The 12,320-nt window shown below is 37.5% G+C and carries 14 protein-coding genes and 1 pseudogene; 13 read left to right on the top strand and 2 right to left on the bottom strand.

The features are described from left to right. Window positions 1-7 precede the first annotated feature (7 nt). The 9 genes from ACPLVF_RS05775 to ACPLVF_RS05735 all read left to right on the top strand — a co-directional run bounded on the left by ACPLVF_RS05775 (window position 8) and on the right by ACPLVF_RS05735 (window position 5,953). A complete protein-coding gene (locus ACPLVF_RS05775; RefSeq protein ID WP_424906880.1) occupies window positions 8-1,006 on the top strand; it encodes an NAD(P)H-dependent glycerol-3-phosphate dehydrogenase in 999 nt (332 codons plus the stop codon). A gap of 138 nt (window positions 1,007-1,144) precedes the next feature. Next, the gene (locus tag ACPLVF_RS05770) at window positions 1,145-1,609 is read left to right on the top strand and encodes a DUF134 domain-containing protein (RefSeq protein ID WP_424906879.1); all 465 of its coding nucleotides are present in this window, start codon (window positions 1,145-1,147) and stop codon (window positions 1,607-1,609) included. A 26-nt stretch (window positions 1,610-1,635) separates the two neighbouring features. Beyond that, entirely contained in the window at window positions 1,636-2,106 is a 471-nt protein-coding gene (locus tag ACPLVF_RS05765; RefSeq protein ID WP_424906878.1) for a Fur family transcriptional regulator, read from the top strand. Continuing rightward, entirely contained in the window at window positions 2,093-2,920 is an 828-nt protein-coding gene (locus ACPLVF_RS05760; protein ID WP_424906877.1) for a P-loop NTPase, read from the top strand. Before ACPLVF_RS05765 ends, ACPLVF_RS05760 begins: the two co-directional genes overlap by 14 nt. Window positions 2,921-2,925: 5 nt before the next feature. After that, window positions 2,926-3,327, top strand: a complete 402-nt coding sequence (locus ACPLVF_RS05755; RefSeq protein WP_424906876.1) for a DUF5320 domain-containing protein — start codon at window positions 2,926-2,928, stop codon at window positions 3,325-3,327. Window positions 3,328-3,469: 142 nt separating this feature from the next. Further along, a complete protein-coding gene (locus ACPLVF_RS05750) occupies window positions 3,470-3,829 on the top strand; it encodes a NifB/NifX family molybdenum-iron cluster-binding protein (protein ID WP_424906875.1) in 360 nt (119 codons plus the stop codon). A 16-nt stretch (window positions 3,830-3,845) separates the two neighbouring features. Further along, window positions 3,846-4,214 carry a NifB/NifX family molybdenum-iron cluster-binding protein gene (locus ACPLVF_RS05745; protein ID WP_424906874.1) on the top strand — a complete coding sequence of 123 codons (369 nt, stop codon included), beginning with the start codon at window positions 3,846-3,848 and terminating at the stop codon, window positions 4,212-4,214. Window positions 4,215-4,250: 36 nt separating this feature from the next. After that, window positions 4,251-5,096, top strand: a complete 846-nt coding sequence (locus ACPLVF_RS05740) for an ATP-binding protein (protein WP_424906873.1) — start codon at window positions 4,251-4,253, stop codon at window positions 5,094-5,096. Further along, a complete protein-coding gene (locus ACPLVF_RS05735; RefSeq protein WP_424906872.1) occupies window positions 5,093-5,953 on the top strand; it encodes an ATP-binding protein in 861 nt (286 codons plus the stop codon). The genes ACPLVF_RS05740 and ACPLVF_RS05735 overlap by 4 nt, the downstream gene beginning before the upstream one ends. Before the next feature lie 57 nt (window positions 5,954-6,010). Here ACPLVF_RS05735 and ACPLVF_RS05730 read toward each other — a convergent pair whose 3' ends face one another. Next, window positions 6,011-6,385 carry an iron-sulfur cluster assembly scaffold protein gene (locus ACPLVF_RS05730; protein WP_424906871.1) on the bottom strand — a complete coding sequence of 125 codons (375 nt, stop codon included), beginning with the start codon at window positions 6,383-6,385 and terminating at the stop codon, window positions 6,011-6,013. Between the two features lie 166 nt (window positions 6,386-6,551). Beyond that, a pseudogene (locus ACPLVF_RS05725) lies at window positions 6,552-6,898 on the bottom strand (DUF1847 domain-containing protein); the annotation flags it as partial. Window positions 6,899-7,265: 367 nt separating this feature from the next. Between ACPLVF_RS05725 and spoIVA the strand changes: the two are divergent. The 4 genes from spoIVA (at window position 7,266) to ACPLVF_RS05705 (ending at window position 12,315) form a co-directional block, all read left to right on the top strand. Next, the gene (gene spoIVA / locus ACPLVF_RS05720) at window positions 7,266-8,744 is read left to right on the top strand and encodes a stage IV sporulation protein A (RefSeq protein WP_424906870.1); all 1,479 of its coding nucleotides are present in this window, start codon (window positions 7,266-7,268) and stop codon (window positions 8,742-8,744) included. 296 nt (window positions 8,745-9,040) lie between these two features. After that, a complete protein-coding gene (glmS, locus tag ACPLVF_RS05715) occupies window positions 9,041-9,454 on the top strand; it encodes a methylaspartate mutase subunit S (protein ID WP_424906869.1) in 414 nt (137 codons plus the stop codon). Window positions 9,455-9,462: 8 nt separating this feature from the next. After that, on the top strand, window positions 9,463-10,851 hold the full coding sequence (gene glmL / locus ACPLVF_RS05710) for a methylaspartate mutase accessory protein GlmL (RefSeq protein WP_424906868.1): 1,389 nt from the start codon (window positions 9,463-9,465) through the stop codon (window positions 10,849-10,851). 12 nt (window positions 10,852-10,863) lie between these two features. Beyond that, window positions 10,864-12,315, top strand: a complete 1,452-nt coding sequence (locus ACPLVF_RS05705; protein ID WP_424906867.1) for a methylaspartate mutase subunit E — start codon at window positions 10,864-10,866, stop codon at window positions 12,313-12,315. The last annotated feature ends 5 nt before the right edge of the window (window positions 12,316-12,320 follow it).

Below are 12,320 nucleotides of genomic sequence, written 5' to 3'. Positions count from 1 at the left end.
AATTTTTATGAAAATTGCTGTTTTAGGTGCGGGAAGTTGGGGAACGGCACTTTCCAATGTTATTTCTGACAATAATCACAGGGTTTTTTTATGGGCAAGAAGAAAAGAACTTGCTGAGGAAATTAATCAAATTAAGGAAAATAGAGAATACCTGCCGGGAGTTAAAATAAATCCGAGCATTTTTGTTACTCATGATATGGAATATGCGGTGAAAGATTCGGACATTATTATCCTTGCTACACCTTCACAGGCGCTTCGCTTTATTGTGAAAGATGCAAAAAAATATATTTTAAAAAAGGATGCAATAATAGTCAGTGCTTCTAAAGGAATTGAAAATGACAGTCTACTGAGAATGTCTGAGGTTATAAAGGAAGAAGTGCCCCATATATCACAAATTGCAGTTATATCCGGACCAAGCCATGCTGAAGAGGTTGTTAGGCGTTTTCCCACCGCTGTTGTTGTTGCCTCAAAAGATAAAAAAGTTTTAAAAATTCTACAAGATGTTTTTATTAACAATTATTTTAGAGTATATAGAAACAGTGATATAATAGGAGTTGAGTTGGGTGGAGCTTTAAAAAATGTAATAGCTATTTGCTCAGGAGTTTCGGAAGGATTGGGATATGGAGATAACACTAGGGCTGCTTTGATAACAAGGGGCATTATTGAGATAATGAGATTGGGGAAAAAACTTGGTGCAAAATCTTCAACTTTTTCAGGCCTTTCAGGGGTTGGAGATGTTATTGTTACATGCAACAGCATGCACAGCAGGAACAGAAGAGCAGGAATTGACATTGGCAAAGGTAAGAAAGTTGAAGATGTGATAAAATCAACAAATATGGTTATTGAAGGGATATATACAACCAAAGCCGCGAAAAGGCTTTCGGACCTTTATGAGGTGGAAATGCCAATAACTCAGGAAGCATATAAAGTCTTATTTGAAGGGAAGGATCCGAAGAAAGCCGTTGAGGATTTAATGTCAAGAAGCGGAAAAATAGAAATATATTAATTTTAAAAACGGTAGAGACATTCTCTACCGTTTTTTTTAAAACAAGTAATAATATTATTGACATAAGTTCATAATAATATTATAATAGAAGATGATGATAATGAACATATGTCAAAAATAATAAAGGAGAGATAAGAGTTGCCAAGGCCACCTAAATGGCGGAGAGTGCAGTTTTTGCCGGAGATAACGTATTTTAAACCTGCAGGAGTTCCTCTAAAGCAGCTTGATGAAGTAAAACTTACCGTAGAAGAATTGGAAGCCATTCGATTAAAAGACTTAGAAGGGTTGGAGCAGGAAGAATGCGCTGAAAAGATGGGAATTTCAAGGCCTACTTTCTTCAGGATTATAAATTCAGCGCGCAGTAAAATAGCGGACGCTCTGGTTAATGGAAAAGCCATACGCATTGAAGGAGGAAATTTTAAAATTTCACAGCTTGTAAGATGTTTAAAATGCGGCAATGTCTGGCAGGAAATCAGTATCGATGATAAAAAGGAAGATATTAAATGCCCAAGCTGTAATAATAAAGAGCTGATTTTAGATGACAATTACGGAAGATGGTGTCACAGACATAGGAGAAGAGGAGATTTTGACAAATCAGATTAATTTTTTTAGAGTGGAGAAGAGTAAATATGAAATCGGCAGCTGTTAAGAAACAAGAAAATCAAGATTTTAAGTGGACTCCTCAGCGAAAGGCTATTATTACAGCTATTAAAAACAGTAATAAAAAGCATCTTTCAGCTGAAGAAATATATCTAATTGCAAAAAAAATTTTACCTAAAATAGGTTTAGCAACAGTATACCGAGCATTAGAGCTTTTTTGCGAAAAAGGGATACTTCAGAAATTGAATCTGCCAAATCAACCAATAAAATATGAGATTTTAAAAGATGATAGTAACAGTCATTGTCATTACGTTTGTTTGGGATGCGGGAAGATTTATGAGGTCCCTATACAAAAAGAATTAACTTTATCTGAAAATGAAAATCTTAAAGATTTCGAAGTAGTTAACAGCTCATGCTGGTATTTTGGGTATTGTAAAAATTGTAAGGATAAGGTTAATAAAAAATATAAAGGAAAGGGTGTAACTAATGAAACAAAATGAATCGGATATCGAAAAAAACAATTCAGAAACTTTTACAGAAAAGGGTGTAGAAAAAATTCCAACCTATGAGTTAAACCGCATAAAAAACGTTGTAGCTGTCATGAGTGGAAAGGGCGGAGTAGGCAAATCCACTGTTACCGGACTTTTGGCAGTTAGTTTGCAAAGGGAAGGATATAAAGTAGGTATCCTCGATGCTGATATTACTGGCCCTAGTATACCTAAGATGTTTGGTGTAAAAAAACGTCCCGAAGATATAGGTTTTGGACTTATGCCACCGGAAAGCTCCTCAGGGATCCGTATCATGTCTTTAAATCTTCTGCTTGAAAATGAGGATGACCCTGTTATATGGAGGGGACCTCTTATTGCCAATGCTATAAAACAGTTCTGGACCGATGTGGTATGGGGAGATCTTGACTACCTTTTAATTGACCTTCCACCGGGTACCAGCGATGAGCCTCTTACAGTAATGCAGTCTTTACCAATAAACGGACTCATTATAGTTTCGTCGCCACAGGATCTTGTTCTAATGGTTGTAAAAAAGGCCATAAAAATGGCGGAGATGATGAATATCCCGGTATTGGGTATTGTGGAAAATTATAGTTACTTAGTTTGCCCCAAATGCGGAGAGAGGATAGAAGTCTTTGGTGAAAGCCGTGGAGCAGAAGTAGCAAGGCAAGCAGGGATTCCCTTTCTTGGGTCGTTGCCGGTAGATTATAAACTTGCACAGCTATGCGACAGAGGCGAGATAGAATCATATAAAAGTGATGAAATAAAAGGTATTAGTGAGTGGTTAAAACACACGGAAAGGAGGTGAAAAGTATGCCGAGAGGAGATGGAACGGGTCCCAACGGGCGCGGCCCCATGACCGGCAGAGCTGCGGGCTTTTGCGCAGGATTTCCCGTACCGGGCTTTATGAATCCCGTGGGAAGGAGGCACTTGCGCAGGGCTTTCGGTTCTGGTTTTGGGATTGGTAGTTTTGGATTTGGCAGGGGTTGGAGGCACTGGTACTATGCCACAGGTTTGCCCTTCTGGGCAAGGAAATTTTATCCTTTTGACTATAATGCAGTATATACTGCTGAAAATGAACAGAAGTATGAAGAAGAAATCCTTTCCCAGGAGGCCAAATATTTAAAAGAGCAGCTAAAAGCGATAGAAGAAAGGCTGGAAGAGCTTAAAAAGGCAAAAAAAGAAGGCCTTGATGAAGGAAAAGGCCAAGAATAATAAAAGGGATTGGGAAGCAGGGGCGGTTCTTTGTCCGTCCCTGCATAAAAAATGCTAACATTTACATTATATTTTATATTATACTATTAAATTCATATTTTAAAAGGTTAACTCTAATTAAAAACTAAGTGAGGGATGTATAATGAAGGTTGCGGTCACATCTACAGGCAATAATTTAGATTCCATGCTGGATGAGAGATTTGGGCGCTGCAGATATTTTATTTTTATCGATCCCAAAACTAAGGAATTCGAAGCCGTAGAAAATGAATATGCAAATAGCACCCACGGCACGGGTGTTCAAGTGGCCCAGTTTATAGTAGATAAGGGAGTTTCAGCCCTTATAACGGGAAATGTAGGTCCCAATGCAATGAGCGTATTAAAAGAATCAGGAATAGAGGTGTATTCTGTAAGTTCAATCAGCGTTAAAGAAGCGTTGGAAAATTACATTCAGGGGAAATTGACTAAGGTTTTTGGCCCAACAACAAAACCTAATCATATTTAAAAGGAGGGATTTTTTTATGAAGGTAGCTATAGCCACTGATGGAAATTTAGTTTCGGCTCATTTCGGGCATTGTCAGACTTATACTATATATGAAGTAGATGAAAGTAAAAAGAAGGTAATAAATAAAGAGGTAATTGAAAATCCTGGTCATCAGCCGGGATTCCTTCCTGGGTACCTTGCAAAATTAGGGGTAAATTGCATAATAGCTGGGGGAATGGGGCCAAGAGCTCAAGAACTGTTCGCCCAGAATAACATAATAACCATAACCGGCGTATCTGGCCGTGTGGACGATGTAATCCAGGAATATCTTAATGGGAATATTGCCGACAGAGGTAACCTTTGTGATCACGGTGAAGGAGAACACGGTGGACATTGCTCCCATTAAAGCTCAGAATATTATTTTCTTAATGGCGGTGAAAACATGATAATTGCCATTGCCAGCGGAAAAGGTGGGACCGGAAAAACCACGGTGGCGGTAAATCTTGCCCTTACACTAAAAGATAAGATGCCGATTACGTTATTGGACTGTGACGTGGAAGAGCCCAATGCCCACCTTTTTCTTATGCCTGAATTTACGGAAAAGGAATCGGTTACCCTACCGGTGCCTTCCATAGATTCTGATAAATGTACCCATTGTGGGATTTGCACCAAAATATGTGCATATCATGCCTTAGCCGACTTAGGCAAAAGGATACTGGTGTTTGAGGAACTATGTCACGGCTGTGGAGGGTGCAGTTTGCTATGCCCTGAAAAAGCCATAACGGAAATACATAGAGAAATAGGAATTGTAGAACAAGGCACAGCAGAGGGTATAGAATTTGTCCAAGGAACCTTAACCATCGGCTCAGTTCTTGCCCCAACCGTGATCAAAAGGGTGAAAAGCAAGATTAAAAGTGGTCTTGTGGTTATTATTGATTCGCCACCGGGCACATCATGTCCAATGGTTAATGCCGTAGCTGGGGCAGATTACTGCGTGTTGGTAACCGAACCTACACCCTTTGGTCTTAGCGATCTCAAACTGGCTGTAGAAGTGGTCAGAGAGCTTAAGATTCCCTTTGGTGTTGTAATAAATAGGGCAGGTATTGGTAATGATGAGGTTGAACAATATCTCAAAGAAGAAGGGATTTCCCTGCTTTTAAAAATACCTTTTGACCGAAGGTATGCATTCTGTTACGCTGATGGGCACCTGTTGATCGAAAAATTTCCTGAACTTAGGCAGTCTTTTATGAATTTATGGAAGGCTATAGAAAGGCGTGTCAAAGCATGAAAGAAATAGTTGTACTAAGCGGGAAAGGCGGGACAGGAAAAACCACAGTTACAGCTTCCCTTGCAGTTCTTGCAAAAAAAGCGGTCCTGGCTGACTGTGATGTGGATGCTGCTAATCTACACATTCTTTTAAAACCTGAGATAAAAGAAACCTTTGAATTTTGGGGGAGCCAAAAGGCGAAAATAAATGGCTATAAATGTAGAAGGTGCGGTCAATGCGAAAAAGTTTGCCGCTTCAATGCTATCAAAGATTTTAAAGTGAATTCTATTTTTTGTGAGGGATGCAGGGTTTGTTATAATATTTGTCCTGAAAAAGCTATTGAGATGATAGATACTCTTGCGGGCCACTGGTATATTTCTGATACAAAGTACGGGCCTATGGTTCATGCCAAGCTTGGAGCTGCAGAGGAAAATTCGGGCAAACTGGTTTCATTAGTTAAAAAAACTGCAAGAGAAATAGCAGAAAAAGAAGGATATAAATGTATAATAACAGATGGTCCACCGGGCATAGGGTGTCCAGTGATTTCTTCACTTTCTGGGGCTGATTCAGTATTGATTGTAACTGAACCTACTGCGTCAGGGTTTCATGATTTTGAAAGGTTATTAAATTTGGCAAATAATTTTAATGTAACTATCAAGGTAGTGATTAATAAGTTTGACATAGCGGAAAAAAAGGCTCGAGAAATAGAAAAATACTGTATTAATAAAGGAATTGAGGTCATAGGGAAAATTCCCTTTGACGAAGAAATAATAAAATCGATATCAGAAGGTATTCCACCTGTTCTATATTCTTCTGGACCTGCTGTCCAAGCTTTAAAAAATATAGCATTATCATTATTTAATGATTTTGAGAAATAGCGTTAAGGCCTTCTGCCAATTTTGACGGCAGAAGGCCTGTTTTATATTATTAATTATTTAATTATCTTTACGATTCTCTAAGTAATCTTCTATTGCAAGGTGCAGGGCACCTGCACCTAAATTGGAACAGTGAGTTTTTTCTTCCGGAAGCACTCCTATAGCCTCAAGAATATCATCATCGGTTATTTTTAGTGCTTCATCTATGGTTTTGCCTATGGCTAATTCTGTCATGATACTGCTGGTAGCAATAGCTGCGGGACAACCTTGAATGAGAAATTTAACATCTACTAAACGTCCATCTTTTACCTTTATATAAACCCTTAAAAAATCGCCACAAGAGGGGTCACCATATTGTCCTATACCATCAGCATCAGGGATTATACCTACATTTCTTGGATTTAAAAAATGGTCAATGACTTTTTCTGTATACATAATTTAACCTCCTGACTTTATTTCTAAAATATAAATGATTTCTATTTCAATGTTAATATTATAATGAACATATGTCAATAATATAGATTTTTTATTTAATAATTGCATACTAATTTGCTATAAATTCTCTGTTTTTTCAAGGAAAAGCTTTTTTCGGTAATATCCTTCTATCCTTAACCGCTAAGACTGTAACCGGTGCTTCGGAATACTTTATGAAAAGCGCATCATGTCCAACACATAGGCCTAAAATTATGTTTAAATCGGTTTTGGCTTTATTTAAAAAGAAGGTTTGACCAATAGGGTTGCACATTGGCTCATAAGTGTTCGGATGAACTTTTTCATTTTCTTTTATATTTATTTCTTCTTTAGGAATACTACAGTTTTTGCATATAACCGAATTAACCTCTTTAATATTTCGTCCTTATCATTTTCGAGGCATGGACAGTTTTTTGGTACTTTTGACATATCACCAGTCTTACATGAATGAATAACGCATTGTGCACAAAAATACATTTTTTCACTCCTTTAATGTTATATTTAGATTTATAAAAATTGAATCTGTAGAAATATGCAGAATTATTTTTGTATGGCGATTATTACGAAAAAATCTGTGAATAGTATTCAGAATAACCCCAACAAAATTTTTTTATAAACATGTATAACAAAAAAGATTCCCCATCTGCCAATTTTCTTTAAAAATTTCTCCGAACTGTGAAAGAAATTATTCTTAAACGAGGTAAAAACCTCCTAATTTTTTCAATAACTTTGAAGTTTTGCAATAATCTTTTGTAATATTCCCAAAAAGGTGTCCATATATATATTAGTGATAAATTAAAGGGAATTATTTACGGAAAGGAAATAAGGGCAAGGAGGGGAGATGATGGAAAATTTTGATCTTTTTAGGGATATTGCCGAACGAACAAAGGGAGATATTTACATCGGGGTAGTAGGACCGGTGAGGGCAGGAAAATCGACTTTTGTTAAAAAATTTATGGAGCTTATGGTATTACCCAATATTGACGACCCAAATGCAAGGCTCAGGGCAAAGGACGAACTGCCTCAGAGCGGTGCGGGAAGGACAATAACGACAGCAGAGCCGAAGTTTATTCCAAGTCAGGCAGTAGAAATCACGGTAAAGGATAACATCAAGTTAAGAGTAAGGCTTGTAGATAATGTTGGGTTTACTGTAAGAGGGGCCTTAGGTTATGAGGATGAAAACGGTCCAAGGATGGTAAGTACTCCATGGTATAAAAAGGAAATACCCTTTCAGGAGGCAGCAGAAATTGGAACCCGTAAGGTAATTGAAGAGCATTCTACAATAGGCATTGTGGTGACAACTGATGGTTCCATTACGGATATTCCAAGGGATAATTATGTTCAAGCAGAAGAAAGGGTTATAAAAGAATTGAAAAACATCGGCAAGCCTTTTGTTGTTGTATTAAATTCTTCTAAACCGGAAGACGAATTGACAAAGGAATTAAGGGAGATTCTGGAGGAAAAATACGATGTACCGGTGCTTTTGTACGACTGTCAAAATTTAAGACAGGAAGATGTATACGAAATCCTTGAAAGGACGCTGTATGAATTTCCTGTTATGGAAATCAACATTAAGATGCCGAGATGGGTGGATGCCCTCGAAAAAGAGCATTGGGTGAAAAAGAAGATTGAAGAAACAGTGAAAGAAAATGTTAAAAATGTCTACCGTTTGAGAGACGTGGGTAAAATGATAGAAACTTTTAAAACCTGCGACCTTATAGATAGTGTCAAGATAAAAGAACTCAATCCTGGAACAGGAAAAGCTGATATTGAAATGTCTACACCCGATAAACTTTTCTATAAGGTATTAAGCGAAATTTCTGGTGTAGAGATAGCGAGCGATGATAGTTTAATTAGTATAGTGCGAGAGTTTTCAAGGGCAAAAAAAGAGTACGACAAGGTTGCAAAGGCTTTAGAAGATGTAAAGAGGGTTGGATACGGCATAGTTCCACCTCAGCTCGATGAGTTGACTTTAGAAGAACCTGAAATAATTAGACAGGGATTCAGATTTGGAGTAAGATTAAGGGCGGTAGCACCATCAATTCATATGATAAGAGCAGATATCCAGACGGAAGTATCACCTTTAATCGGCACAGAAAAACAGAGTGAAGAACTGTTGAACTATTTAATGAGTGAATTTGAAAGAAACCCTGAAAAGATATGGCAAACCAATATTTTCGGTAAATCATTGCAGGAGCTTGTTCGGGAAGGTATACAAAATAAATTACAGCATATGCCCGAAGCAGCTCAGGTAAAGCTTCAAGAAACATTGCAGCGAATTGTCAATGAAGGAAGTGGGAGCCTCATATGTATAATTTTATAATTAAGACCCGGGGGATTATGATAGGTTGGTTGTAAGCCAACCTTATATTTTTATAGAGTTGTTTTATAAGGATTGACAAAAGATTTATTTGTATATTATATTAAAATAAAAAAAATATAAATAGTCATACATAAATTGCTTTTCTGTTTATATAAAAAATTAAATTCATGTATACAATATACTATATTCAATAATGCTACAGGAACTATAGTATAAACTGCAAAAGCGAACGAAATTTAAACAATTTAAAAGATGAATTAATAAAAACTATTTATAAGCAGAAAGGAGGCAATTATATGCAAAAAACTGTTGTTTTAGGTGTTATTGGAGCTGACTGCCATGCTGTAGGGAATAAGATTCTTGAAAGAGCACTTTCAGAAGCAGGATTTAATGTTGTAAACATAGGAGTTATGTGTTCACAAGAGGAATTTATTAATGCTGCTATTGAAACAAACGCGGATGCAATATTGGTTTCGTCCCTCTACGGCCATGGGGAAATAGACTGTAGAGGTTTAAGGGAAAAGTGCGATGAAGCAGGGCTTAAAAATATTTTACTTTATATAGGTGGCAATCTTGTGGTTGGAAAACAAGATTGGAGTGATGTTGAAAAAAGGTTTAAAGGGATGGGCTTTAACAGGGTTTATCCACCCGGAACATCTCCGGAGATAGGTATAAGAGATCTCAAAAGAGATTTAGGGATAGAGGATTAGGTGGTATCATGGATGCAGCACTTTTGATAGATTTTGGAAGCACGTACACAAAACTTACTGCAGTTGATTTAGAAAATGAGGAAATACTTGCAACGGCAAAGGACTTAACAACAGTTCAAACAGATATAATGATAGGATTTAAAAATGCCTTTGAAAAGTTAAAGGAAAAGATAAATTTAAATAAGGTAAACTTTGTGGAAAAATTGGCCTGTTCTTCTGCTGCAGGTGGACTAAAGATGGTAGCTATTGGATTAGTGCCTGAATTAACAGCTGAGGCTGCAAAAAGGGCTGCCCTTGGTGCCGGTGCGAGAATTCTTGGCGTATATAGCTTCGAACTTACAAAGTTTGAGATTGAGGAGATTATAGATAAAAAGCCAGATATAATTCTTCTCGCAGGTGGGACGGATGGTGGAAACAAGGACTGTATAATCCATAATGCAAAACTTATAGCAAAATATATAAAAAATGTTCCAATAGTTGTTGCTGGGAATAAAAATGCACAGGATGAGATAAGTGATATATTCAATAAATACAATATTTATTATAAGATTACCGAGAACGTTATGCCAAAGCTTAACCAAATAAACGTAGAACCTGCGAGGAAAGTTATAAGAGAAATTTTCATGGAAAAAATAGTCGAAGCCAAAGGGATGAAAAGGGCAGAAAAGTTTATTAACGGCATATTGATGCCAACTCCTGCAGCAGTATTAAAGGCTGCAAAGATACTCGCCGATGGAACAGATAAAGAAGAAGGGATAGGAGAGCTTATTGTTGTTGACATTGGAGGGGCAACTACAGACGTTCATTCTATAGCAAGTGGAGAGCCTTCAAAGGTCGGAGTAACTTTAAAAGGACTTCCAGAACCCTACGCAAAAAGAACGGTTGAAGGAGACCTTGGTATGAGGGTTAGCGCAGTATCCCTTTTGGAGACTGCAGGAATTAAAAGAATTAGTAAGTTCATACCTAATAGCAAATACGATATTGAAGAAAGATGTAAATTTCTTCAATCCAATATAAGTTTTGTCCCTAAGAATGAGGAAGATTTGGAATTTGATGAAAGTCTTGGAATGGTAGCAACAGAAATTGCTATGGAAAGGCATGTGGGAACAATCGAGTGCTTATATACTCCTTTGGGGACAATTTACTCTCAGGTAGGGAAGGATCTATTAAATGTGAAATATTTGATTGGAACAGGAGGAGTTATAGTCCATAGTAAGAACCCTAAAAAAATACTTTCAACAGGCAAATTTGACCCTGCAGCTCCAAATTATTTAAAACCGGTAAATCCTGAAATATTAGTAGATAAAGAGTATATATTGTCTGCCATGGGATTATTAGCTGAAAAGTATCCGGACAAAGCTTTAAGGATTATTAAAAAGTATATAGTAAAGGTTTAAGGGGGGAATAATGTGGAACTTAAAAATAAGAAGTGGACTGAAGATGAATTTTTTAGAGTAAGAGAAGAGGTATTAAACCAGTGGCCAACGGGAAAAGGAGTGAATTTAGAGGAGGCTGCAGAATATTTAAGGAAAGTGCCAGAACATAAAAGTTTTCCTTTTAAGCTAAAAAAGGCTAAGGAACAAGGAATAACTTTAGCACAGCCAAGGGCAGGTGTTGCATTGATAGAGGATCATATAAACCTCTTAAAATATCTTCAAGATGAAGGGGAAGCAGACCTATTGCCGACAACTATTGACAGCTACACGAGACAAAATAGATATAAAGAATGTGAAATAGGGCTTGAAGAGAGTAGAAAGGCCGGCCGTTCGATGCTAAATGGATTTCCTGCGGTAAACCACGGTGTTGAAGGATGTAGAAAGGTCTTTGAGGCGATTGACCTTCCACTTCAAGCAAGGCATGGAACACCGGACGCAAGGCTTTTATCTGAAATAATACATGCAGCAGGGTGGACTTCAAACGAAGGCGGTGCAATTTCATACAATATTCCTTATGCAAAGAACGTGAGCCTCGAAAAGTCAATACTTGATTGGCAGTACTGCGATAGATTAGTTGGACTTTATGAAGAGATGGGAATTTCTTTAAACAGAGAACCATTTGGTCCATTAACAGGAACTTTAGTTCCACCCAGTATATCAAATGCAGTTGCTATAATAGAAGGATTACTTGCTGCAGAACAGGGTGTTAAGAATATCACCTTAGGATATGGACAGTGTGGAAATTTAATTCAGGATGTCGCAGCAATGAAGGCTTTAGAGGAGCAGGCTAATGAATACTTTAAAGAATACGGATATGATGTAGAGCTTACAACTGTATTCCATCAATGGATGGGAGGATTCCCACAGGATGAGGCAAAGGCCTTTGGAGTTATTTCATGGGGTTCAGCAACAGCAGCCCTCGCAGGAGCTACAAAGGTTATAGTAAAGACTCCTCATGAAGCTGTTGGAATTCCAACCAAAGAAGCTAATGCAGCTGGAATTAAGGCAACAAAGCAGACGTTAAACTTATTAAGAGGTCAGAGGCTTCCTATGTCAAAGGAATTAGAGGAAGAAATCAAACTTATTAAAATGGAAACAAAGTGCATACTTGATAAGGTGTTTGAGGTTGGGAAAGGCGATCTTGCTGTAGGGGTTGTAAAGGCCTTTGAAATGGGAATTTTAGACATTCCCTTTGCGCCAAGCAAGTTCAATGCAGGTAAAGTACTTCCTGCAAGGGACAACAATGGTGCAGTTAGAATACTTGAATTTGGAAACCTCCCATTTACAAAGGAAATCAAGGATTTTCATAGAAGCCTTTTAGAGGAAAGGGCAAGGTATGAAAAGAGGAAAATAGGATTCCAAATGGTGGTGGATGATATTAATGCTGTCGGGAAGGGATTCTTAGTAGGAAGGCCAAATTATTAATTAAA

The organism is Thermovenabulum sp., assembly GCF_049701175.1.
Lineage (GTDB): Bacteria > Bacillota > Thermosediminibacteria > Thermosediminibacterales > Thermosediminibacteraceae > Thermovenabulum.
This window is presented reverse-complemented; position numbering and strand designations above follow the sequence as displayed.

Excerpts from the sequence above, each read along its gene's own strand:
- glmS (WP_424906869.1), top strand. The coding sequence starts at position 9,041 with ATGCAAAAAACTGTTGTTTTAGGTGTTATTGGAGCTGACTGCCATGCT.
- ACPLVF_RS05745 (WP_424906874.1), top strand. The coding sequence starts at position 3,846 with ATGAAGGTAGCTATAGCCACTGATGGAAATTTAGTTTCGGCTCATTTC.
- ACPLVF_RS05765 (WP_424906878.1), top strand. The coding sequence starts at position 1,636 with ATGAAATCGGCAGCTGTTAAGAAACAAGAAAATCAAGATTTTAAGTGG.
- ACPLVF_RS05755 (WP_424906876.1), top strand. The coding sequence starts at position 2,926 with ATGCCGAGAGGAGATGGAACGGGTCCCAACGGGCGCGGCCCCATGACC.
- ACPLVF_RS05735 (WP_424906872.1), top strand. The coding sequence starts at position 5,093 with ATGAAAGAAATAGTTGTACTAAGCGGGAAAGGCGGGACAGGAAAAACC.
- ACPLVF_RS05775 (WP_424906880.1), top strand. The coding sequence starts at position 8 with ATGAAAATTGCTGTTTTAGGTGCGGGAAGTTGGGGAACGGCACTTTCC.
- spoIVA (WP_424906870.1), top strand. The coding sequence starts at position 7,266 with ATGGAAAATTTTGATCTTTTTAGGGATATTGCCGAACGAACAAAGGGA.
- ACPLVF_RS05740 (WP_424906873.1), top strand. The coding sequence starts at position 4,251 with ATGATAATTGCCATTGCCAGCGGAAAAGGTGGGACCGGAAAAACCACG.
- ACPLVF_RS05760 (WP_424906877.1), top strand. The coding sequence starts at position 2,093 with ATGAAACAAAATGAATCGGATATCGAAAAAAACAATTCAGAAACTTTT.
- glmL (WP_424906868.1), top strand. The coding sequence starts at position 9,463 with ATGGATGCAGCACTTTTGATAGATTTTGGAAGCACGTACACAAAACTT.
- ACPLVF_RS05750 (WP_424906875.1), top strand. The coding sequence starts at position 3,470 with ATGAAGGTTGCGGTCACATCTACAGGCAATAATTTAGATTCCATGCTG.
- ACPLVF_RS05730 (WP_424906871.1), bottom strand. The coding sequence starts at position 6,385 with ATGTATACAGAAAAAGTCATTGACCATTTTTTAAATCCAAGAAATGTA.